Annotated in this window: 19 protein-coding genes and 2 tRNA genes; 15 read left to right on the top strand and 6 right to left on the bottom strand. The window is 68.4% G+C overall.

What is annotated here, in order from left to right:
* Nucleotides 1–132 precede the first annotated feature (132 nt).
* Together ACEN2M_RS02000 and ACEN2M_RS01995 are read right to left on the bottom strand one after the other, a co-directional pair.
* Nucleotides 133–1,698 carry an SDR family NAD(P)-dependent oxidoreductase gene (locus ACEN2M_RS02000; RefSeq protein WP_441646433.1) on the bottom strand — a complete coding sequence of 522 codons (1,566 nt, stop codon included), beginning with the start codon at nucleotides 1,696–1,698 and terminating at the stop codon, nucleotides 133–135.
* Between the two features lie 148 nt (nucleotides 1,699–1,846).
* Complete coding sequence (locus ACEN2M_RS01995; RefSeq protein WP_441646432.1) at nucleotides 1,847–3,421, bottom strand: MFS transporter; 1,575 nt, start codon at nucleotides 3,419–3,421, stop codon at nucleotides 1,847–1,849.
* A 283-nt stretch (nucleotides 3,422–3,704) separates the two neighbouring features.
* On the opposite strand from ACEN2M_RS01995, the gene ACEN2M_RS01990 reads away from it, so the two are divergent.
* From ACEN2M_RS01990 to ACEN2M_RS01960, 7 genes are all read left to right on the top strand, one after another.
* Nucleotides 3,705–4,331, top strand: coding sequence for a mycothiol-dependent nitroreductase Rv2466c family protein (locus ACEN2M_RS01990; RefSeq protein WP_441646431.1), 627 nt, complete (start codon nucleotides 3,705–3,707; stop codon nucleotides 4,329–4,331).
* Nucleotides 4,332–4,375: 44 nt separating this feature from the next.
* Complete coding sequence (locus ACEN2M_RS01985) at nucleotides 4,376–4,864, top strand: ribose-5-phosphate isomerase (RefSeq protein WP_441646430.1); 489 nt, start codon at nucleotides 4,376–4,378, stop codon at nucleotides 4,862–4,864.
* A gap of 15 nt (nucleotides 4,865–4,879) precedes the next feature.
* Nucleotides 4,880–5,884, top strand: coding sequence for an Fpg/Nei family DNA glycosylase (locus tag ACEN2M_RS01980; RefSeq protein ID WP_441646429.1), 1,005 nt, complete (start codon nucleotides 4,880–4,882; stop codon nucleotides 5,882–5,884).
* Between the two features lie 37 nt (nucleotides 5,885–5,921).
* Nucleotides 5,922–6,563 carry an FMN-binding negative transcriptional regulator gene (locus ACEN2M_RS01975; RefSeq protein WP_441646428.1) on the top strand — a complete coding sequence of 214 codons (642 nt, stop codon included), beginning with the start codon at nucleotides 5,922–5,924 and terminating at the stop codon, nucleotides 6,561–6,563.
* Nucleotides 6,560–8,053 carry an amidohydrolase gene (locus ACEN2M_RS01970; RefSeq protein ID WP_441646427.1) on the top strand — a complete coding sequence of 498 codons (1,494 nt, stop codon included), beginning with the start codon at nucleotides 6,560–6,562 and terminating at the stop codon, nucleotides 8,051–8,053. The genes ACEN2M_RS01975 and ACEN2M_RS01970 overlap by 4 nt, the downstream gene beginning before the upstream one ends.
* A gap of 102 nt (nucleotides 8,054–8,155) precedes the next feature.
* Nucleotides 8,156–9,634, top strand: coding sequence for a sensor histidine kinase (locus tag ACEN2M_RS01965; RefSeq protein WP_441646426.1), 1,479 nt, complete (start codon nucleotides 8,156–8,158; stop codon nucleotides 9,632–9,634).
* A 20-nt stretch (nucleotides 9,635–9,654) separates the two neighbouring features.
* On the top strand, nucleotides 9,655–10,344 hold the full coding sequence (locus ACEN2M_RS01960; protein ID WP_441646425.1) for a response regulator: 690 nt from the start codon (nucleotides 9,655–9,657) through the stop codon (nucleotides 10,342–10,344).
* A 4-nt stretch (nucleotides 10,345–10,348) separates the two neighbouring features.
* Here ACEN2M_RS01960 and ACEN2M_RS01955 read toward each other — a convergent pair whose 3' ends face one another.
* The gene (locus ACEN2M_RS01955) at nucleotides 10,349–11,056 is read right to left on the bottom strand and encodes a hypothetical protein (RefSeq protein ID WP_441646424.1); all 708 of its coding nucleotides are present in this window, start codon (nucleotides 11,054–11,056) and stop codon (nucleotides 10,349–10,351) included.
* Nucleotides 11,057–11,129: 73 nt separating this feature from the next.
* Between ACEN2M_RS01955 and ACEN2M_RS01950 the strand changes: the two genes are divergently transcribed.
* On the top strand, nucleotides 11,130–12,116 hold the full coding sequence (locus tag ACEN2M_RS01950) for an L-lactate dehydrogenase (RefSeq protein ID WP_441646423.1): 987 nt from the start codon (nucleotides 11,130–11,132) through the stop codon (nucleotides 12,114–12,116).
* A 2-nt stretch (nucleotides 12,117–12,118) separates the two neighbouring features.
* Complete coding sequence (locus ACEN2M_RS01945; RefSeq protein ID WP_441646422.1) at nucleotides 12,119–13,072, top strand: oxidoreductase; 954 nt, start codon at nucleotides 12,119–12,121, stop codon at nucleotides 13,070–13,072.
* Nucleotides 13,073–13,188: 116 nt separating this feature from the next.
* Here the strand turns inward: ACEN2M_RS01945 and ACEN2M_RS01940 are convergent.
* A tRNA-Gly gene (locus tag ACEN2M_RS01940) sits at nucleotides 13,189–13,262 on the bottom strand.
* A gap of 228 nt (nucleotides 13,263–13,490) precedes the next feature.
* On the opposite strand from ACEN2M_RS01940, the gene ACEN2M_RS01935 reads away from it, so the two are divergent.
* The 5 genes from ACEN2M_RS01935 to clpX all read left to right on the top strand — a co-directional run bounded on the left by ACEN2M_RS01935 (nucleotide 13,491) and on the right by clpX (nucleotide 17,906).
* A tRNA-Pro gene (locus ACEN2M_RS01935) sits at nucleotides 13,491–13,567 on the top strand.
* 40 nt (nucleotides 13,568–13,607) lie between these two features.
* The gene (gene tig / locus ACEN2M_RS01930) at nucleotides 13,608–15,020 is read left to right on the top strand and encodes a trigger factor (RefSeq protein WP_441646421.1); all 1,413 of its coding nucleotides are present in this window, start codon (nucleotides 13,608–13,610) and stop codon (nucleotides 15,018–15,020) included.
* 164 nt (nucleotides 15,021–15,184) lie between these two features.
* Nucleotides 15,185–15,784 carry an ATP-dependent Clp protease proteolytic subunit gene (locus tag ACEN2M_RS01925; RefSeq protein ID WP_441646420.1) on the top strand — a complete coding sequence of 200 codons (600 nt, stop codon included), beginning with the start codon at nucleotides 15,185–15,187 and terminating at the stop codon, nucleotides 15,782–15,784.
* Between the two features lie 12 nt (nucleotides 15,785–15,796).
* Entirely contained in the window at nucleotides 15,797–16,468 is a 672-nt protein-coding gene (locus ACEN2M_RS01920) for an ATP-dependent Clp protease proteolytic subunit (RefSeq protein WP_441646419.1), read from the top strand.
* 157 nt (nucleotides 16,469–16,625) lie between these two features.
* The gene (gene clpX / locus ACEN2M_RS01915; RefSeq protein WP_441646418.1) at nucleotides 16,626–17,906 is read left to right on the top strand and encodes an ATP-dependent Clp protease ATP-binding subunit ClpX; all 1,281 of its coding nucleotides are present in this window, start codon (nucleotides 16,626–16,628) and stop codon (nucleotides 17,904–17,906) included.
* A gap of 135 nt (nucleotides 17,907–18,041) precedes the next feature.
* On the opposite strand, the gene ACEN2M_RS01910 is transcribed toward clpX, so the two are convergent.
* Entirely contained in the window at nucleotides 18,042–20,087 is a 2,046-nt protein-coding gene (locus ACEN2M_RS01910; RefSeq protein ID WP_441646417.1) for a M3 family metallopeptidase, read from the bottom strand.
* Between the two features lie 71 nt (nucleotides 20,088–20,158).
* Between ACEN2M_RS01910 and ACEN2M_RS01905 the strand changes: the two genes are divergently transcribed.
* Nucleotides 20,159–20,986 (top strand): methyltransferase domain-containing protein, encoded by an 828-nt coding sequence (locus ACEN2M_RS01905; protein ID WP_441646416.1) that lies wholly within the window; start codon nucleotides 20,159–20,161, stop codon nucleotides 20,984–20,986.
* 4 nt (nucleotides 20,987–20,990) lie between these two features.
* On the opposite strand, the gene ACEN2M_RS01900 is transcribed toward ACEN2M_RS01905, so the two are convergent.
* Nucleotides 20,991–21,257 (bottom strand): hypothetical protein, encoded by a 267-nt coding sequence (locus ACEN2M_RS01900; RefSeq protein WP_441646415.1) that lies wholly within the window; start codon nucleotides 21,255–21,257, stop codon nucleotides 20,991–20,993.

Here is a 21,257-nt window from a genome sequence, read left to right as displayed (position 1 = left end):
CCACCACCGACATCGCCCGGTAGGCACCCTGGAGCGCCGCGCATCCGGCCCCGACATCTCGCGAGAGCGGCCCAAGGGTCGCTTCAGCGCGCGGTGGTGACCGTTTTCCGCTTTCGCGGGATGGGAGGGGCGCTACCAGGTGCCGGGGCGGTAGTCCTTGAGGAAGACGCCGTGGATGTCTTCGCCGGCCTCGCCACGCACGATCGGGTCGTAGACCCTGGCCGCGCCGTCGACCAGGTCGAGTGGGGCGTGGAAGCCCTCCTCGGCCAGGCGGATCTTGGTGGGGTGCGGGCGTTCGTCGGTGATCCAGCCGGTGTCGACGCTGGTCATCAGGATGCCGTCGGAGAGCATCTCCTTGGCGCTGGTGCGGGTGAGCATGTTCAGCGCGGCCTTGGCCATATTGGTGTGCGGGTGACCAGGGCCCTTGTAGCCGCGGCCGAAGACACCTTCCATCGCCGACACGTTCACGATGTAGGTGCGCCGGGCCTTGGATGCCGCCATCGAGGCCCGCAGGCGGCTCACCAGCAGGAACGGCGCGGTGGTGTTGCACAGCTGCACCTCGAGCATCTCGAGCGGGTCGACGTCTTCGACGTTGGCCGTCCAGCTGTTCTCCTCGTGCAGGTCGGGCACCAGGCCGCCGGCGTCGATGGCGGTGCCGGCGGCCAGTCGGGCCAGCGACGACGACCCTGGCGCCAGGGCCAGGGCGGTGAGGTCGTCGGCGGTGAGGGCGGCGCCGGTGGCGGCGGCGGCGAGGATCGGGTGGCTGGCCACAGAGGCGGCCAGCGCGGTGGGGTGCGCGTCGTTGGTGTGCCCGAATGAGACGATCTCGGGCAGGTCGCCGTCCGGCAGCGGCGACGACTCGGCCTCCACCAACGGGGAGTAGGAGCCGGGGGAGCGGCGCACGGTCTGCGCGGCGTTGTTGATCAGGATGTCGAGCGGGCCCTGGGCGGCGACGGAGTCGGCCAGTCCGATCACCTGGGCCGGGTCGCGCAGGTCGATGCCCACCACGCGCAGGCGGTGCAGCCAGTCCTTCGAGTCGGGCATGGCGGCGAACCGGCGCACGGCGTCGCGGGGAAAACGCGTGGTGATGGTGGTGTGCGCGCCGTCCCGCAGCAGCCGGAGGGCGATGTACATGCCGATCTTGGCGCGGCCTCCGGTGAGCAGGGCGCGCTTGCCGGTGAGGTCGGTGCGGGCGTCGCGCTTGGTGTGGCTCATCGCCGCGCAGCTCGGGCAGAGCTGGTGGTAGAACGCGTCGACCAGGGTGTACTTCTGCTTGCAGATGTAGCAGGCCCGCGGCACGAGCAGCTCGCCGGCGGAGGGCCGGTCGGTGCCGAGCCTCAGCTGGGCGCCGATGGTCTCGTCGTCGATGCGGGTGGGGGCGCCGGTGGCGGTGGCCGCGATGACCTCGCGGTCGGCGTCGGCGATGAGCTGCCGCTTCTCGTGCCTGCGCACGGTCTTCACCGACTTGAACATCTTGGCGGTGGCCTGGCGCACGGTGACGAAGTCGGGGTCGTCGGGGTCGATGGTGGCCAGCGACGCGAGCACGCGCAGGGCCACCTCGAGGTCCTTCGGGTCGATCGCGGATGCGGCGGATGCGGCGGATGCGGTGGCATTGGCGGCAGCGGAGCCGGACGACACGGTCGGCTCGGAGGCGGTGGCGTCGGCGGGCGCGCTGTGCGGGTGTTGCTCGGTGGTCATCAGAGAATTCTACGACGCCGCATCCGCCGCTCACACAGCCGGCCCGACAGACAACTGTGGCCGGTGCGGACAATTGCACCCGGTGTGCGGGTAACAATTGTCCGCACCGGCCACAGTTACCTCGAAGGAGGCGGCGGTGCGAGTGGTGCTAGACCTTGGCCGGCTCTGCGTCGGGCTCGGTCTTCAGCGCGCTCAGGTCCATCGACGAGGTCGGCGGCTCGAACGTGGCGTCGAACGGCATCTCGTCGTGGTCGAGCAGCGGGTTCTCGAACTGGCCGGCAACGAGTTCGTGGGCCTCTTCGACCGATTCCACGCTCGGCATGGAGCCGGGCAGCGGGCGGTTGGCGGATTCCTTGAGCCAGAAGATGCTGATTCCACCGATGAACGAGGTGGCCATCAGGTAGTAGGCCGGCATCATGTCGTTGCCGGTGCCCGCGATGAGCGCCGCGATGATGAACGGCGTGGTGCCACCGAAGATGGCGACGGCGAAGTTGTACGCGATGCCCATCGCACCGTAGCGGCTGGCCGTGGGGAACAGGGCCGGCAGTGCGGAGGCGAGGTTGGCGACGTAGAACGTGACCGGGAGGGCGATCAGGGCCAGGCCGGCGAGGGTCGTGAAGACGGAGCCCATACCGATGAGCAGGAACGCCGGGATCGCGAAGACAACGGCACTGATCGAACCCATCCAGAGCACCGGGCGACGGCCGATCTTGTCAGAGAGGCGTCCGGTCAGCGGGATGCAGCAGGCCATGATCACGAGGATGGGAATGGTCAGCAGCGTGCCGTGCAGCTCGTCGTACCCCATGGTGCTGGTGAGGTAGGTGGGCATGTACGAGGTGAGGGCGTAGCCGACGGTGTTCGCGGCGGCGACGAGGATCATCGCGAGCAGGATGCCGCGCCAGTAGTTCTTGAAGATGGCGACCGGTCCCTTGGGGATGCTGTCGTCCTCGACGAAGTTCGGGTCCTTCGCCGCTGCCTCCTGGGCGTCCAGGCTGGCCTGGAATGCGGGGGACTCCTCGATCTTCATCCTGAAGTAGATGGCGATCAGGCCCAGGGGGCCTGCGAGCAGGAACGGCAGACGCCAGCCCCACTCCTCCATGGCCGCCTGGCCGAGGGTGACCTGCAGGATCGACACCAGAGCGGCACCCATGGCGAAGCCCAGGTAGCTGCCCATGTCGAGGAAGCTGGCGAGGAAGCCACGGTTCTTGTCCGGGGCGTGCTCACTGACGAAGGTGGTGGCACCGGCGTACTCACCACCGGTGGAGAAGCCCTGAACGAGCTTGGTCAGCACCAGGAGCACAGCGGCCCAGATGCCCAGCTGGGCGTAGCCGGGCAGGATGCCCACGACGAAGGTGGAGGCGGCCATGAGCATCAGCGTCATGGCGAGGACCTTCTGGCGGCCGAGCTTGTCGCCGAGCCAGCCGAAGAACACGCCACCCAGGGGGCGGGCGATGAAGGTGGCGGCGAAGGTGCCGAGCAGGAACAGCGTCTGCACGGTCGGGTCGGCCTCGGGAAGGAACACCGGACCCATGGTGGTGATCAGGTACCCGAAGACACCGACGTCGTACCATTCCATGGTGTTACCCACGATGGTGCCGCCGAGTGCCTTCTTCAGCATCGGGCGGTCGACGACGTTGACGTCTGACACCTTCAGCCGGCGCCGCAGCAGCGGCTTCTTCATCTTCTTGACGGTGCGATCCGCACCGTTGATTGCGTTTGACATGTGTCACTTTCTGACAATAGAAATGCCTCATTACGAGGTCATGACATGACTCTTGCGCAGACACGTCAGGCCTCGAATGGAGGTCATGAGATGCCTCAGATGGAGGTCATGTGCCCCGGATGCGGGGCCGCCCCTCAGCGGGCATAAGACTCAATTTTAGCGCAATTTGGCCTGGAATCAGGCATTTTGTTGCCGATAGGTGGTCTGGACAGGGCTTTAGCCGGGTTGGAGGCGGCCCGGATTGTGCACATTTCGGGACCTTCGCCTCGCTTAGGCTGGAGCGATGAGCGACTCTGTGACCTTCTGGTTCGACCCCTCCTGCCCGTGGGCCTGGATGACATCTCGTTGGGTAGACGAGGTGAGTGAACTGCGCGGCTTCGACGTGAGCTGGCAGGTGATGAGCCTGGCCGTGTTGAACGAGAACAACGACGTCTCCGAGGAGTACCGTGCGTTCTTCCCCCGCGCCCTCAAATACACCCGCTTGGTGCAGGCCGCGCAGGAGCTGCACGGCCAGGAGACCGTGAAGGCGCTCTACGACGCGCTGGGCACCCGCATCCACCACGAGGGCAATTCGGATGCCGCCTCCGTGATTCCCGCGGCGCTCGCCGAGGTGGGCCTGCCGGCGGACTTCGCCCGCTACGCCGAGAGCAACGAGTTCGACGTGCAGATGCGCGCCAGCCACTTCGACGGCATCAACCGGGTGGGCCAGGACGTGGGCACCCCGGTGATCGCCGTGAACGATGTGGCCTTCTTCGGGCCGGTCATCTCGCCCGCCCCGACCGGCGACGCGGCCCTGGCCCTGTGGGACGGCGTGGTCGCGGTGGCCGGCTACGACGGCTTCTTCGAGATCAAGCGAAGCCGCACCCGCGAGCCGATCTTCGCGCCCGCCCTCCTCGCGGCCGCCGAGTAGCCCGCCCGCCCCGGCGGCACACGCGACTAAATAGACTGCTCACCATGCGCATCCATATCGCCACCGACCACGCCGGCCTCGACTTCAGTCAGCACCTGATCGGCCACCTGGGCCAGGCCGGCCACGACGTCATCGATCACGGACCCACCAGCTACGAACCCCTCGACGACTACCCGGCGTTCTGCATCAGTGCGGCCGCCGCGGTGGTCGCCGACCAGGCGGCCGGCCTCGAAGCCCTCGGCGTGGTGTTCGGCGGCTCGGGCAACGGCGAGCAGATCGCGGCCAACAAGGTGCGGGGCGCACGCGCCGCCCTGGTCTGGAACCAGGCGACGGCCACGCTGGCCCGCGAGCACAACAACGCCAACGTCATCGCGATCGGCGCCCGTCAGCACCCCATCGACGACGTGATCGGTTTCATCGACACGTTCATCGCCACTCCCTTTCCCGGTGAAGAGCGCCACCAGCGTCGCATCGACCAGCTGGCCGAATACGAGACCACCGGAACCATCGCAGGCACCGTCCTGAGCAGCTGAGAGCGGGTCGCCACCGTGCCAGAGGGTCATTCCGTCCACCGCATCACCCGGCAGTTCGCACGCAACTTCGTGGGTCGCCGGGTGGTGTTGTCGAGCCCGCAGGGCCGGTTCGCGGCCGGTGCGGCGCAGCTGTCCGGGCATGTGATGACGGATGCCCGTGCGGTGGGCAAGCAGATGTTCCTGGAGTTCGACAACGGGCTGTGGCTGCGGGTGCACCTGGGCATGTACGGCGCCTGGGACTTCGCCGGCGACATCATCATGGACGCCACGATCGCCGCCAGCAACGGCCGGATGGGCCAGACCAACCAGCGCGGCACCGACCTCGACGCCGATCCGGCCGCAGCCGTCGTGCTCGACTCGGCCGGCGAGAACTCGATGCACAGCATCGGCGCCCCACGCCGCACCCGGGTGCGCATGGCCGAGCAGGAGAAGGAGATCGACCAGCTCGACACCTTCCCGCCCGACCCCGTCGGGCAGGTGCGGGTGCGCCTGCTCACCGACACGGTTTCGGCAGACCTCCGCGGCCCCACCGCCTGCGAGGTGCTCGACCCCGCTCAGGTAGACGCTGTGATGAACCGGCTCGGCCCCGACCCGCAGCTCGATGACACTCCCGAAGCGGAGCAGCGCTTCGTCGACACCGTACGGAAGAAGCCCACCCGCATCGGCCTGCTGCTGATGGACCAGTCAGTGGTGAGCGGCATCGGCAACGTCTACCGCGCCGAGTTGTTGTTCCGGGCGCGCATCAACCCGCATGCCCCTGGCAAGTCGCTCACCGTGCAGAGCCTGCGGGCGCTCTGGCGGGACTGGTCGCACCTCTTGTCGATCGGTGTGGCGACGGGCCAGATGATGACTATGGACGACCTGGGCGACGACGCCTACAAGCTGGCCATGAAGAACCGGGCCGACCGGCACTGGGTCTACAAGCGCGAGGGGTTGCCCTGCCGGGTCTGCGGCACCCACATCACCCTCGAGGAGATGGGCGCCCGCAAGCTCTACTACTGCCCGTCCTGCCAGGCCTGACCGTACCCGTAGACCGACCCCCTGGAGCCAGCCTTCGATGAGAAACAACCCCAGTTTTGCGCTCGAGCAGGTCGACGAGGTGCGCCGTCTCATCCAGGAGTACCCCTGGGTGACCCTGGTGAGCCATACCGCGTCGGGCGACATGGTGGCCTCGCACTACCCGGTCATCCTCGACCCGCACGCGGGCACCGACGAGATCGTGCTGCTCAGCCACGTGGGCCGGCCGGACGAAGCGCTGCACGAACTGGGCCAGACCGAGCTGCTCGTGATCGTGCAGGGTCCGCACGGGTACATCTCGCCGGGCTGGTACGACGCCAAACCGGCGGTGCCCACCTGGAACTTCGTCACCGCGCACCTGCACGGCACCCCCGAGATCCTCAGCGACGCCGAGAACCTGCGGGTGCTCGCCGCCCTGGTCGACCACTTCGAGGACCGGATGCCTGAACCCCGACGCATGAACGGCACCCTGGCCAACGCCGACTACGCCGCCCGCATCGTCACCGGCACCGTCGGTTTCCGCCTGCGTGTCACCAGGTTCACGGCCAAGGAGAAAATGAGCCAGAACAAGCCCGCCGAGACCGTTGACCGCATCATCGCCGAACTGAACGGCGATGGCCCGTACGCCAGCCCGGCCCTGGCCGACCGGATGCGCCTGGCCAGAGACCGGCCGGCCCGATGAGCCTGGTGCTGCGGAACGGGCGGCTGCCCGGCAGCGACGACCTCGTCGACGTGCGCATCGATGACGGCCAGATCACGTCGATCGGCTACCTGCCGCCGAACGACGGCGCCGTCGGCGATGGTGCCAACCCGGTGCCTCGCACCGTGGATCTCGGTGAGCGCTGGATCGTGCCCGGGCTGTGGGACAACCACGTGCACTTCAGTCAGTGGTCGCAGACCGCCCGCCGCCTGGACGTGTCCGAAGCCACGAGCGCCCAGGCGGCCGCCGACCTGGTGGCCACCCGGCTGGCCGCGGCGCCGGCCGGTGGCCACGACAGGCTTGTCGGCTTCGGCTTCCGGGATGCCCTCTGGCCGGATGCCCCGAGCCGCGCCCTGCTCGACACTGCGGCGGGCCCGGTGCCGGTGGTGCTGGTCAGCGGCGACCTGCACAGCTGCTGGCTGAACTCCGCCGCCCTGGCGGTCTACGGTTTCGCCGGCCACCAGACCGGGCTGCTGCGCGAGGAGGACGCCTTCGCGGTGGAGCACGCCATCGACAACGTGCCGGACGCCGACCTGGACGCCTGGGCCGATGAGGCCGCCCGCGCCGCGGCCGCCCGCGGCGTGGTGGGCATCGTCGACCTCGAGATGACCTGGAACCTCGATGTCTGGCGCCGCCGGATCAACGCGGGCACCGACTCGCTCCGGGTGGATTTCGGCCTGTACACCCACCACCTCGACGAGGCGATCGCGCTGGGCCTCACCAGCGGTCAGGTCATCGACGGCAGCAGGGGCCTGCTCACCGTCGGGCCGTTCAAGGTGATCACCGACGGATCGCTGAACACCCGCACCGCCTACTGCTTCGACGCCTACCCCGACCTGTCCGGCGACCACGCCCACGGCATGCTCACAGTGCCGGCCGACGAGCTCACGGCCCTGATGCGGCGGGCCCACGGCGCCGGCATCCGACCGGCCGTGCACGCCATCGGCGACAACGCCAACAGCCTCGCCCTGGACGCCTTCGAGGCCGTGGGCTGCACGGGCAGCATCGAACATGCCCAGCTGCTCACCGAGGCCGACGTCGCCAGGTTCGCCGCGCTCGGCGTCACCGCCAGCGTGCAGCCCGAACACGCCCTCGACGACCGCGACGTGGCCGACCGCTACTGGGCCGGTCGCACCGAGCGCGCCTTCAGGTTGGCCGACCTGCTCGCCGCCGGGGTAAAGCTGTCGCTCGGCTCCGACGCGCCGGTCGCGCCGCTCGACCCGTGGGTGGCCATCTCGGCGGCGGTGGGCCGCAGCCGCGGTGAGCGTGCCGCCTGGCATCCCGACCAGGCGATCTCCCGGCAGGCCGCCCTGGCGGCATCCGCCCGCGGTCGGCACGGCATCGCGGTGGGTCAGACCGCCGACCTGGCCATCTGCGAGATCGACCCGTTCGTGGCATCGGTCGACGACCTGCGGCGGATGCCCGTGGCCGCGACCCTGCTCGGCGGCCGGTTCACCCACAACACGCTCTGACCTCCCGGCTGCGCTTCCGGCCGGCCTGCGGGGGATAACCCCCAACCCGATCCGGCGGCTGAGGGGCTGGGTGCGCGCCGCGCCGCGGAGCACGCTGGAACCATGACCAACAACACCCTCAACTCCGCTCCCGGCGCCGGTGACACCACCCGGAGCCCGAACTCTGCCACGCTGGGCTTCGTGCAGACAGCCGACCCCACCCCGAACCGGTTCGCCGCCGGCTACGACGACGCCCCTCGCGGCTACGGCGCCCTGTGGGCCCGGATGCCGCGCGAACTCGGCTTCCTGCTGCCCACCCTCCCGGTGGTGGTCGCCGGGTTCGTCGTGCTCGTCACCCTGTTCTCCACCGGGGTCAGCCTGGTGGCCCTGTTCGTGGGCCTGTTCATCGTGGTGGCGGCGCTCTACACCGCCCGCGGGTTCGGGGTCGTCGAACTCACCAGGCTGCGCTGGGCCGGGCAGCCCACCATCACCCCGCCGCGCTGGACGCCGCGCGGCGAACCGGCCAGTGCCCTCCGCGCCATCCTCGGCCCGCTGGTGTCTGGGCACTATTGGCTCTACCTCCTGCACGGCATGGTCGTGAACTTCATCGTCGGCATCGTGACGTGGTCGATCGCCATCGTCTGGGTGTCGGGCGCGCTCGGCGGCCTCACCTACTGGATCTGGAGCTGGTCGCTGCCGCAAGACAACGACTCGGTCGGCCTCTCCGGCCTGATCACCGGATCGTTCCGCTCCGACAACCTGGTCGCCGAGAACGTGCTCAACGCGGTGTTCGGCCTGGTCTTCCTGCTCACCCTGCCGCTGGTCACCCGGCTGCTCGTGCTCATCCACCAGGGCATCGCCAGGGTCATGCTCGGCGCCTGGGCGTCGGAGGCCCTGCAGCGTGAGGTCGCCGACCTCAGCGCCTCCCGCGGCGCCGCGGTGTCGGCAGAGGACCAGTCCCTGCGCCGGCTCGAGCGGGACATCCACGACGGCCCGCAGCAGCGCCTGGTGCGCCTGCAGATGGACCTGGCCAGCGCGGAACGACGCCTCGACGACGATCCGGATGCCGCCCGCCGGCTTCTCGTGGAGGCCCGCGAACAGGCCAGGGACACCCTCGAGGAACTCCGGGCCCTCTCCCGCGGTCTGGTGCCGCCGATCTTGCAGGACCGCGGCCTGATCGTGGCCCTGGAATCGCTCGCGGCCCGCAGCACCGTACCCGTGCAGTTGGAACTGCTGGTTGACCGGGAGCTGCGCCTGCCCTCGGAGATCGAGCGCAGCGCCTACTTCATCGCCGCCGAACTGATCACCAACGTGGCCAAGCACGCCGGCGCCACGAGTCTCAGGCTGCACCTGGAGCTGCGCCGGGTGCCCGAGGACGACTCCACCTGGCTGGACCTCTGGGTGATCGACAACGGGCGGGGCGGAGCCGTGCTGCAAGACGGCCATGGCCTGGCCGGTCTGGACGAGCGCCTGCGAGGCCTGCGCGGCGTGCTCTCGGTGCGCAGCCCGCTGGGTGGTCCCACCGCCGTCGGCGCTCACATTCCGGTCGTGAGCGACCTCGGTACCTCGGTCGCCCCGGTCAGCGCGGTCACCCCGTCGTGATCGGGACCTATCCTGAACGGGTGAGCACACCCCGCCGGATAGACCCGAGCAGCCCAGACCCGAGCATTCCCCTGCGCCTGGTGCTGGCCGAAGATTCGGTGCTGCTGCGTGAGGGCCTGGTGCGGCTCTTCGCCGAGGCGGGCTTCGACACCGTCGCCGCCTACGGCGACGCCGACGGCCTCCTCGCCGAGGTGGAGCGGTTGCGCCCCGACCTGGCCGTCCTCGACGTGCGGATGCCGCCCACCTTCCGGGATGAGGGTGTGCGCGCCGCGATCGAGCTGCGCCGCCGGCTGCCGGGCATCGGCATCCTGCTGCTCAGCCAGTACGTGGAGGGCACCTATGTGCAGGAGCTGCTGGCCTCCGGCGAGGGCGGCCTGGGCTACCTGCTCAAGGACCGGGTCGCCTCCCTCGACGAGTTGCAGGATGCCGTCGCCCGGGTGAGCGCCGGCGGCACCGTGCTCGATCCCCAGGTGGTGCGGGAACTGCTCGCCAGGCGCACCAACCCGCTCGCGGCGCTCACCCCGCGCGAGCGCGATGTGTTGGGCCTGATGGCGGAGGGCCGCACCAACGTGGGCATCGCCGAACGCCTGGTGATCGGGGTCGGCGCGGTGGAGAAGAACGTCACCGCGATCTTCTCCAAGCTCGGCCTGGACGACACCGGCTCCGACCACCGGCGGGTGCTCGCGGTGCTGGCCTTCCTGCAGGCCTGACGCGTCACCCGGCGGCCCCTGAGCGCCCGCCGGGCGGGGCCGGGGAGGGATAGAGCGGCGTGTGATGGCGCCAGAGGTCGAGGTAGCGCGTGTAGCCCAGATTCATCGAACCGATCATGAAACCCAGACCACCCAGCACGGCCACGAGTACACAGAGCCAGGTCGGCCAGCCCACGGCCAGGGTGACGCCGGCCAGGAGCAACCCCAGCAGCGCCGAGTTCACGGCCATGATGAACACCATGCTGCTGCCGAGCACCTGGCTCCAGTTGCGGGCGCCCAGAAAGTAGTACGTGGTCTGCGAACCTGGCATGTCGTCGAACCTGGACGCCATGAAGTAGCGGCCGATGCCGGGATCCAGTTCGGCGTAGGCCCCGCGCAGCCGATTCATCGCCAGCACGTAGGTGAGGTCTTCCAGCGCCACGTTGATCACCCGCACCTGGGTCAACACGCCCACCAGCAGGATGATGCCGAGCAGCGTCAACGCGATGCCGGGGAAACCCTCGTCGAAGTCGGTCGCCTGACCGGCCAGGGCCAGGCTGACCAGCCCGGCCGAAACCAGGTAGAGGAACATGCTGATCCGGGTGAGCACCTCACCCTGGGTGGTGCTGCGGGAGGCGAGCAGACTCCAGTGCTCCGTGGCGAGCAACTGCGCGCGCACAGACGGCGAAACCTCGGGGGCTGACCGGTCGGACGCCGGTTCCTCGTGAGACATACAGCCATAGTGGCCCCCATCGGTCGGGCCGAACAGTGCCGGGACCGATGCCTGGATAGAGCACACTGGGACCATGAGCGTGATTGAGAACTCCAAGCTGGCCATCGTCGGCGCCGGTGCCGTTGGCACGTCCCTGGCCTACGCGGCCCTGATCCGGGAATCGGCCAGGGAGGTGGCCCTCTACGACATCAACTCGGCCAAGGTCGCCGCCGAGGTGCTCGACCTGGCGCACGGCACCCAGTTCACCGGCGCGTCCAGGGTCACCGGCGGCGACGACCTCGACGTGGTCAGCGGCGCGAACGTCGTGGTGATCACCGCCGGCGCCCGCCAGCATCCCGGCCAGTCCCGTCTGGAGATGGCCGGCGTGAACGTGGAGATTCTGCGGGACCTTATGCCCAAGCTCGTGCAGCGCGCCCCGGACGCCATCTTCGTGCTGGTGACCAACCCCGTCGACGTGCTCGCCGTGGCCGCCCAGCAGTTCAGCGGGTTGCCGCCGGCTCGGGTGTTCGGCTCCGGCACCGTGCTGGACTCCTCCAGGCTGCGCTGGATGCTCTCCGAACGGGTCGGCGTCGCGATCAGCAATGTGCACGCCCTCATCGTCGGCGAACACGGCGACTCCGAGTTCCCGCTCTGGTCGCAGGCGCGCATCGGCCCGATCTCGCTGGCCGACTGGATGCTGTCCCGCGGCGTGGCGGGGCCCGCCGGGTCCACCGGGTCGGTGCCGTTCACCGAGGCGGAGTTCGAGTCCATCGCCGACGACGTCAAGAACGCCGCCTACAGGGTGATCGAAGGCAAGGGCGCCACCAACTACGCCATCGGGCTCTCCGGCGCCCGCATCGTGGAGGCCATCCTGCGCGACGAAGGCGCCGTGCTGCCGGTCAGCTCGGTGCTCACCGACTACCGCGGGGTGAGCCGGGTGGCCCTGTCCGTGCCCAGCGTGATCGACGCCAGCGGCATCGCCCGCGTCATCGACGTGCCGTTCTCGGCCAAGGAACAGGCGCTCTTCGAGCACTCGGCCGCGACCTTGCGCGCCTCCCTCGACACCCTCGGCCTGGCCTGATCATGGAACCGAAACTCGGGTACGGCTGGACCGAAGACAAGATCCCCGACCTCACCGGAACGAGCGCCATCGTGACCGGGGCCAACTCCGGCCTCGGGTTCGTGACCGCGGCGCAGCTCGCCGCGCACGGCGCATCCGTCACCCTCGCGGTGCGCGACGCCGCCAGGGGAGCGGCCGCGGTGGAACGGATGCGTGACCGCCTGCCCGACGCCGAGCTCACCGTGCGGGTGCTCGACCTGGCCGGCCTCGACTCCATCGCCGCGTTCGCCGACCAGTACACGGCCGATGTCGGCCGGCTTGATCTTCTGGTGAACAACGCCGGCGTGATGAACCTGCCCCGGCGGCAGACGGCCGACGGCTTCGAGATGCAGTTCGGCACCAATCACCTGGGCCACTTCGCTCTCACCGGTCGGCTGCTGCCGCTGCTGTCGGCCGGCCCGGATGCCCGCGTGGTGACCCTGTCCTCCACCGTGCACCGCATCGGCAAGATGAACTTCGACGACCTGATGGGCGCCAAACGCTACTGGGCCTGGCCTGCCTACGGCCAGAGCAAGCTCGCGAACCTGCTCTTCACCGGCGAGTTGCAGCGCCGGGCGACCGCCGCCAGGCTCGGGCTGCGGGCGATGGCGGCGCATCCGGGTTTCGCACTGACGAACCTGCAGACCGCCGGCCCAGCGATGCGTGGCGCCGACAGCACGACCAGGCGCAGCCGGCTCATCGCCACGCTCACCCGCGAGTTCGCCCAGCCGGCGGTGTGGGGTGCGCTGCCCACCCTGTACGCGGCCACCCTGCCGGGTCTGGCCGGCAACTCGTTCGTGGGTCCGGAGGGCCTGGGCCAGCAGCACGGGCATCCGGTGCCGGTGACGCGGTCCAAGCGCGCGCAGAACCTCGACGACGCCCGCCGGCTCTGGACCGAGAGCGAACGCCTGACCGGCGTCAGCTACGCCTTCGCCTGACGGCGGCTCGGGCTCGCTCGCACCCCGGGCCCGAGACCGGGCAACTGGTCCCGGTGCGGACGAAAGCACCCGGCGCACCGGGACCACTTGTCCGCACGGGGCGCAGTTGCACTATCTGGAGGGGATGACGGGAATCGAACCCGCGCCATCAGTTTGGAAAACTGAGGCTCTACCATTGAGCTACATCCCCATGTGCCACACGTGCTGGCACTCGAATATCGTAGTACAGGTTTCGGCGCAGGTTTTCCCGCAGGCCGACGACGGCCCCAAACCGGCCCCAAAGCTGGCCGGAACGCGCCCGGAATACCCTCAGGGACGCCCCAGGCTTCGACACGTGCACTAGACTGACGGAGGTCAATCCGCCTGTCGCGTGAGTCTGCGCGCCAAGCTGATGGCCCCAACGGGTTGAGATGACATCCGGGGCGTAGCTCAGCTTGGTAGAGCGCTCGGTTTGGGACCGAGAGGTCGCAGGTTCGAATCCTGTCGCCCCGACCATCACCCCCCTGCACATCTGTCGAACACAGGAGATCTTAACGTGAAGTCCACGGTCGAAAAGCTGAGCCCCACGCGCGCCAGGGTCACCATCTCGGTGACCCCTGAAGAGCTGAAGCCCAGCATCACCCACGCCTACGGGCACATTGCCGAGGACATCAACATCCCCGGCTTCCGCAAGGGCAAGGTTCCGCCGCCCATCATCGACCAGCGCGTCGGTAAGTCCGCCGTGCTGGAGCACGCCGTCAACGAGAGCCTCGACGGTTTCTACCGCTCGGCCGTCGACGAGCACAAGCTGCGCCCGCTCGGCCGCCCCGAGGCCGACATCGTCGAATGGCCCAGCGACAAGGACTTCTCCGGAGACCTGCTGCTGGCCATCGAGGTCGACGTGCGTCCCGAGATCGACCTGCCCGCCTACGAGGGCCTCAAGCTCACCGTCGACGCCGTCGAGATCTCCGATGACGAGGTCACCGAGGAGCTCAACACCCTGCGCAGCCGCTTCGGCACGCTGATCACCGTCGAGCGTCCCGCCACCACGGGTGACTTCGCCCAGATCGACCTCGTCGCATCCGTCAACGGTGTCGAGGTCGACAACGCCAGCGGCATCTCCTACGAGGTCGGCTCCGGTGACCTCATCGAGGGCATCGACGAGGCCCTCGAGTCGCTCACCGCCGGTGAGACCACCACCTTCAACTCGAAGCTGCTCGGCGGCGAGCACGAGGGTGAGACCGCGGAGATCACCGTGACCGTCATCGCCGTCAAGGAGCGCGAGCTTCCCACCGCCGACGACGACTTCGCGCAGATCGCCAGCGAGTTCGACACCATCGCGGAGCTCACCGAGAGCCTGAAGGTTCAGGTCGGCCGCTCCAAGGTCTTCGGTCAGGGCAACCAGGCCCGCGAGCTGCTCATCGAGCAGCTGCTCTCCTCCGTCGAGGTCCCGATCCCCGAGGCGATCATCGCCGACGAGGTGCACCGTCACCTCGAGGGCGAGAACCGCCTCGAAGACGAGACTCACCGCGCCGAGGTCACCGAGGCCAGCGAGAAGACCTTCCGTCAGCAGATCCTGCTCGACACCATCGCCGAGGCCGAGAAGGTCAAGGTCAGCCAGGACGAGCTCACCCAGTACCTGATCCAGGGTGCCTCGCAGTACGGCATGGACCCGAGCGAGTTCGTTCAGGCCCTGTCCGGCAACGGCCAGATCCCGTCCATGGTCGCCGAGGTCGCCCGTAACAAGGCTCTCGCCATCGCCCTGGGCAAGGCCGAGGTGACCGACTCCAACGGCGCCACCGTCGACCTGTCCGAGTTCACGGCCGTCGTCGACGACGAGCCTGCAGCGGATGCGGCCACCGACGAGGCAGCTTCTGACGAAGCCGCCGAGGCAGCGGCTGACGACTCCGTCGAGGAGGCACCGGCCGCCGAGGCCAAGCCGAAGAAGAAGGCTGCAGCAAAGAAGTAACCCTGACGCCTGATGGCGTGAGGAAACGGGTCGGATGTCCACGGACATCCGGCCCGTTTTGCGTGTCGGGCCGGCGCGTGAATCTGCCGAGGGCGAACAGAGCCTTTTGCGCGCGTTGGACCCTATAGATTCATTCTGAAGCGACAAGCGAAACGGAGCGCGACATGGCCGAAATGGCACTTACACCCGGCGTTTTTGACCGGCTGCTGAACGACCGCATCATCTGGCTCGGCTCAGAGGTGCGCGACGACAACGCCAACGAGATTTGTGCCAAGATCCTGCTGCTGGCCGCAGAGGACTCTCAGCGGGACATCTTCCTTTACATCAACTCACCCGGTGGCTCGATCACCGCGGGCATGGCGATCTACGACACGATGAAGTTCGTATCGAACGACATCGTCACGGTGGGTATCGGACTGGCCGCCTCGATGGGCCAGTTCCTGCTCTCCTCCGGCACCAAGGGCAAGCGCTACATCACGCCGAACGCGCGCGTGCTGCTGCACCAGCCGTCCGGTGGCTTCGGCGGCACCGCCGCCGACATCCAGACCCAGGCCAAGGTCATCCTGGACATGAAGAAGCGCATGGCCGAACTCACGGCCGAGCAGACCGGCAAGTCGGTCGAGCAGATCCTCATCGACAACGACCGGGACAACTGGTTCACCGCCCAGGAAGCCCTGGACTACGGTTTCGTCGACCACCTGCGCAAATCTGCGTCGGAAGTGGTCGGCGGCGGCGGTACCGACGATTCAGTGAACAAGAAGTAGGACGGGCAGAACATGGAATTCACTAATTTCGGCCAGCAGGCCGGCGGGATGGCACCTCAGGCCCCGCAGTCGCGCTACATCCTCCCGACCTTCGAGGAACGAACCGCATACGGCTACAAGCGCCAGGACCCGTACGCCAAGCTCTTCGAGGACCGCATCATCTTCCTCGGCGTGCAGGTGGACGACGCGTCCGCCGACGACGTCATGGCTCAGCTTCTCGTGCTCGAGAGCCAGGACCCCGACCGCGACATCGTCATGTACATCAACTCGCCCGGTGGTTCGTTCACCGCCATGACGGCGATCTACGACACCATGCAGTACATCCGTCCGCACATCCAGACCGTGTGCCTGGGACAGGCGGCCTCCGCGGCTGCCGTGCTGCTCGCCGGTGGCACCCCGGGCAAGCGCCTCGCATTGCCGAACGCGCGCATCCTCATCCACCAGCCTTCGGCCGGCGGCCAGGGCGGCGGACAGGCGTCTGACATCGAGATCCAGGCAGCCGAGATCCAGCGGATGCGTGAATGGCTCGAAGAGACCCTCGCCCACCACTCCAACCGCGACAAGGAGCAGGTGCACAAGGACATCGACCGCGACAAGATCCTCGGCGCCCGCGAGGCCCTCGAGTACGGCCTGATCGACCAGATCCTGACCAGCCGCAAGAACGTTCCCACGCTGGTCAAGTAGTCATCCCGGAACCGGTTGGCGCTCTGGCCAGCCTGTTCGCCAAACGGCGCGTCGCCAGCGGGCGGCGCGCCGTTTCGCTTTGTGCCGCGGGTGCACGCATCTGTCACACGCACCAGCTAGGCTCGAATTCAGCGTCACTGATGGAGGAGGCTCACGGATGGCCCGAATAGGCGAGAGCGCCGACCTGTTGAAGTGTTCTTTCTGCGGAAAGAGCCAGAAGCAGGTGCAGCAGCTCATTGCCGGACCCGGCGTGTACATCTGCGATGAATGCGTTGAGCTCTGCAACGAGATCATCGAAGAACGCCTGGCCGAGGCCGGAGCCGAAGAAGCCGGCAGCGAGTTCGAGCTGCCCAAGCCCCGGGAGATCTTCGGATTCCTCGAGGAGTACGTCATCGGGCAGGAGGCTGCCAAGCGCGCCCTCGCCGTTGCCGTGTACAACCACTACAAGCGGGTGCGCAGCCGCGCCACGCTCACCGCGGCCGACGCCATCCACGACGACGTCGAGATCGCCAAGTCCAACATCCTGCTGATCGGCCCGACCGGTTGCGGCAAGACCTACCTCGCGCAGACTCTGGCCAAACGGCTCAATGTGCCGTTCGCGGTGGCGGATGCGACGGCGTTGACCGAGGCCGGCTACGTGGGCGAAGACGTGGAGAACATCCTCCTCAAACTCATCCAGGCCGCCGACTACGACGTGAAGCGTGCCGAGACCGGCATCATCTACATCGACGAGATCGACAAGATCGCCCGCAAGGCCGAGAACCCGTCGATCACCCGCGACGTGTCGGGGGAGGGCGTGCAGCAGGCCCTCCTGAAGATCCTCGAGGGCACCGTCGCCTCGGTGCCGCCGCAGGGCGGGCGCAAGCATCCGCACCAGGAGTTCATCCAGGTGGACACCACGAACGTGCTCTTCATCGTGGCCGGCGCCTTCGCCGGGCTCGACGACATCATCTCCCAGCGTGCCGGCAAGAAGGGCATCGGGTTCGGCGCCCCGCTGCACAGCAAGGGTGACGACATCAACCTCTTCAGCGAGGTGCTGCCGGAAGACCTGCACAAGTTCGGGTTGATCCCCGAGTTCATCGGCCGGCTGCCGGTGGTGACCACGGTCACCCAGCTCGACCAGGTGGCGTTGATGCAGATTCTCACCGTGCCCAAGAACGCCCTGGTTCGCCAATATCAGCGCATGTTCGAGCTCGACGGGGTGGAGCTCGACTTCGAGCAGCCCGCTCTCGAGGCCATCGCCGACCTCGCGGTGCTCCGCAAGACCGGTGCCCGCGGCCTCCGCGCCATCATGGAGGAGGTGCTCGGCCCGATCATGTTCGAGGTGCCGTCCGCCACGGATGTCGCCAGGGTCATCGTCACCCGTGAGTCTGTGCTCGACAATGCGGCACCCACCATCGTGCTGCACAAGGCCCGCCGCGAAGACAAGTCGGCCTAGCCAGACCCGCTCTACCGAACCGCCCCCGACCTCGTGTCGGGGGCGGTTCTGCGTTCACCCCCGGCAACTGGTGCCGAAGCGGACAATTGTGGCCGGTGCGCCGGCCACAATTGTCCGCACGGGGACCAGTTGCGGCTAGTTGAGGCCGCGGCGGTCGAGCAGGGGCTGGATGCGCGCATCCCGGCCGCGGAAGGAACGGTAGGCGGCCAGGGGGTCGCCGCTGCCTCCCACACCGAGCAGGCGGTCGCGGAACCTGTCACCGTTGGCCCTGGTGAGGCCGCCGTTCTCGGTGAACCAGGCCACGGTGTCGGCGTCGAGCACCTCGCTCCAGATGTAGGAGTAGTAGCCGGCGTCGTACCCGCCGGAGAAGGTGTGCGCGAAATAGGTGCTCGCATAGCGGGTGGGCACCACGGGGTTGTCCAGGTCCACCGCGGCCAGGGCGGCGGCCTCGAACGCGGCCACATCCGTGACGGTGTCGTCGGCGCCGATCCGGTGCCAGGCCTGGTCGAGCAGCGCGGCGGCCAGGTACTCACTGGTGGCGAAGCCCTCGTTGAAGGTCGCCGACTCACGGATGCGGTCGACGAGCTCCTGGGGCATCGACTCGTTGGTGCGGAAGTGCCTGGCGTAGTTCGCCAGCACCTCCGGCCAGAGCATCCACATCTCGTTGACCTGGCTGGGGAATTCGACGAAGTCCCGGTAGACGTTGGTGCCCGCAAAACGCGGGTAGGTCACCTGCGCGAAGAGGCCGTGCAACGCGTGCCCGAATTCGTGGAAGAGGGTGGTCACCTCGTCGAAGCTCAGCAGGGTGGGGGAGCCGGCGGCCGGCTTGGGCACATTGAGGTTGTTCGTGACGATGGTGGGGGTGCCCAGCAGGGTGGACTGCGAGACCAGGGCGTTCATCCAGGCGCCACCGCGCTTGGAGTCGCGGGTGTAGAAATCGGCGATGTACAGGCCCACCGGTGAGCCGTCCTCGTTGCTCACCTCGAAGACCCGGGCCTCGGGGTTCCAGGCCGTGAGGTCGGGCCGTTCGGCGAACGTGATCCCGTAGAGACGGGTTGCGGCGTAGAAGACCCCGTCGTGCAGCACCCGCTCCAACTCGAAGTACGGGCGCATGGCGCTCGTGTCGACGTCGTACCTGGCCTGACGAACTTTTTCGGTGTAGAAGGCCCAGTCCCAGGCGGCGAGGTCGAAGTCGCCGCCGGAATCCCGCACCGCGGCCTGCAGGGCCTCCTGCTCGGCGCGGGCGTTCAGTGCCGCCGCGGGCGCGAGCCTCTCCAGCATGTCGGCGACGGCTTCGGGGGACTTCGCGGTCTCGTCTGCCGTGACATAGGCGGCGTGGCTGGTGAACCCGAGCAGCCGGGCACGCTGAGCCCGCAGGCGGGTGATCTCGAGCACCAGGTCGCGGTTGTCGTGGTCCCCGCCGCGGATGCCCCTGGACCTCGATGCGGTCAGGAGGCGTTCGCGCACAGCCCGATTGGTGAGCGAGGCGAGGTAGGGGTGGCTGGTGGGCAGCACCAGGGTGATCACGTACTTGCCGCTCAGACCGCGTTCGGAGGCGGCTTCGGCGGCGGCCGAGATCTCGCTCTCGCCCAGACCGTCGAGCTCGGCGACGTCGTCGATCACCACGGCCAGGGCGTTCGTGTCGGCCAGCAGGTTCTTCTCGAACCGGGTGGTCAGGGTGGACAGGCGCATGTTGAGCTCGCGCAGCGCCGCCTTGTCTGGATCGGCCAGCGCCGCCCCGGCCAGGGTGTACTCGGTGTAGTAGCGCTCGAGCAGATAGGCGGTTTCGGGGTCGAGGTCCAGCGTGCCGCGTTGTTCATACAGGTCAGCGATCCGGCTGTACAGGGCCGGGTCCAGCCGGATGGCGTCGGTGTGGGTCGCGAGCAGCGGTGCGAGTTCTTCTTCCAGGGCCGTGCCGAACTCGGTGGAGTCCGACGAGCTCAGCGCGAAGAACACCGTGGCCACCCGCTGCAGCACCTGGCCGCTGCGTTCGAGGGCCACGAGGGTGTTCTCGATGGTCGGTTCCGACGCATCCGACGTGATCGCCGCGATCTCGGCGAGCTGCTCGGCCATGCCGGCGTCGAACGCCGGCCTGAAGTGCTCGTTGCGAATCGCTGCGAACGGCGGCAGCTGGTACGGCAGGGTGCTGGGAGCGAGGAAGGGGTTCGAAGAGTCGGCCATCGCCCCAGCCTAGTGTCGCCCCCGGCACTCCTTTCGGCGCGCTGGAGCACTCGGCGACGTAAGGTGTGCGCATGACCGACACCCCGGAGCGACAGGAAACCGCACCTCGAGACGACCGGCTGGGCGGCCGGGAACACCTTCCGCGGGTGCTCACCTGGCGCACCGCCGCGAACTCCGCGGCGTATCTGCTGCCGCACCTGCGCGCCGGGCTCACCCTGGTCGACGTCATGTGCGGTCCCGGAACCATCACCGTCGACCTGGCCCGTCGGCTGGCCCCGGGTGCGGTTCTCGGTATAGACACGTCGCCCGCTGCCGTTCAACAGGCCGCCGGCCTGGCCGATGACGAGTCGGTGCACAACGCGCGCTTCACGGTCGCCGGCAGCCACGCGATCCCGGTTCCGGACGCATCCGTCGACATCGTGCACGCACACCAGGTGCTACAACACCTCGACAACCCGGTGGCGGCCCTGCGGGAAATGCGCAGGGTGCTGAAAAACGGTGGCATCGTGGCCGCCAGGGACGCCGACTATGGCGGCGTGACCTGGTATCCCAGGCTGCCCGGGCTCACGAGATGGCTGACCGTCTACCGGGCGGTGCATGCCAGGGGCGGGGGTGATCCCGACGCCGGACGGGCGCTCAAGGCCTGGGCCCGGCAGGCCGGCTTCGTGCACGTGACCAGCAGCGCCTCAATCTGGTGCTTCGCATCGGCGGCCGAGCGGGAGTGGTGGGGCGAGTCCTGGGCCGCCCGGGTGACCGAGCCCGACTTCGCCGCGCGGGCGATCGAGACCGGAGCGCGGCTGGCCGACCTGCACGAGATCAGCGCGGCCTGGCATCAGTGGGCGCACGACCCCGATGCCTGGTTCGGCATTCCGCAGGGCGAGATCATCGCCACCCGGTGACCGGTCAGATCCAGTCCTCGTCGTCTTCCACAACCACGGCGGGCTGCGTGATGGTGGCGCTGTCTTCCTGGGGGTCGAACCTGATGACGGTGCCGTCGTCGAGTTCGATCACGGGGTTGCCCTCGAGCCAGGTCAACGTCCACCGCCAGGCGCTGGTGTCATCAGGCAGCGCGGCGAGGTCACCCTCCACGGCTTGCAACGCGATGACGACGACCTCGGGCAGGCCGGCCGGCGGCTCTGCGCCGAGGGACCAGCGGGTTCCCAGCTGCAT

Source organism: Cryobacterium sp. W22_MBD10_FK3, assembly GCF_052113745.1.
Classification (GTDB): domain Bacteria; phylum Actinomycetota; class Actinomycetes; order Actinomycetales; family Microbacteriaceae; genus Cryobacterium.
The sequence above is the reverse complement of the archived record's forward strand: the minus strand, read 5'-3'. Positions and strand labels throughout refer to the sequence as shown.

Bases quoted from the DNA above. Each gene is read 5' to 3' on its own strand.
- ACEN2M_RS01985 (WP_441646430.1), top strand. From the start codon at position 4,376: ATGCGCATCCATATCGCCACCGACCACGCCGGCCTCGACTTCAGTCAG.
- ACEN2M_RS01975 (WP_441646428.1), top strand. From the start codon at position 5,922: ATGAGAAACAACCCCAGTTTTGCGCTCGAGCAGGTCGACGAGGTGCGC.
- ACEN2M_RS01990 (WP_441646431.1), top strand. From the start codon at position 3,705: ATGAGCGACTCTGTGACCTTCTGGTTCGACCCCTCCTGCCCGTGGGCC.
- ACEN2M_RS02000 (WP_441646433.1), bottom strand. From the start codon at position 1,698: ATGACCACCGAGCAACACCCGCACAGCGCGCCCGCCGACGCCACCGCC.
- ACEN2M_RS01995 (WP_441646432.1), bottom strand. From the start codon at position 3,421: ATGTCAAACGCAATCAACGGTGCGGATCGCACCGTCAAGAAGATGAAG.
- ACEN2M_RS01945 (WP_441646422.1), top strand. From the start codon at position 12,119: ATGGAACCGAAACTCGGGTACGGCTGGACCGAAGACAAGATCCCCGAC.
- ACEN2M_RS01970 (WP_441646427.1), top strand. From the start codon at position 6,560: ATGAGCCTGGTGCTGCGGAACGGGCGGCTGCCCGGCAGCGACGACCTC.
- clpX (WP_441646418.1), top strand. From the start codon at position 16,626: ATGGCCCGAATAGGCGAGAGCGCCGACCTGTTGAAGTGTTCTTTCTGC.
- ACEN2M_RS01965 (WP_441646426.1), top strand. From the start codon at position 8,156: ATGACCAACAACACCCTCAACTCCGCTCCCGGCGCCGGTGACACCACC.
- ACEN2M_RS01905 (WP_441646416.1), top strand. From the start codon at position 20,159: ATGACCGACACCCCGGAGCGACAGGAAACCGCACCTCGAGACGACCGG.
- ACEN2M_RS01920 (WP_441646419.1), top strand. From the start codon at position 15,797: ATGGAATTCACTAATTTCGGCCAGCAGGCCGGCGGGATGGCACCTCAG.
- ACEN2M_RS01900 (WP_441646415.1), bottom strand. From the start codon at position 21,257: ATGCAGCTGGGAACCCGCTGGTCCCTCGGCGCAGAGCCGCCGGCCGGC.
- ACEN2M_RS01925 (WP_441646420.1), top strand. From the start codon at position 15,185: ATGGCCGAAATGGCACTTACACCCGGCGTTTTTGACCGGCTGCTGAAC.
- ACEN2M_RS01950 (WP_441646423.1), top strand. From the start codon at position 11,130: ATGAGCGTGATTGAGAACTCCAAGCTGGCCATCGTCGGCGCCGGTGCC.
- ACEN2M_RS01910 (WP_441646417.1), bottom strand. From the start codon at position 20,087: ATGGCCGACTCTTCGAACCCCTTCCTCGCTCCCAGCACCCTGCCGTAC.
- ACEN2M_RS01955 (WP_441646424.1), bottom strand. From the start codon at position 11,056: ATGTCTCACGAGGAACCGGCGTCCGACCGGTCAGCCCCCGAGGTTTCG.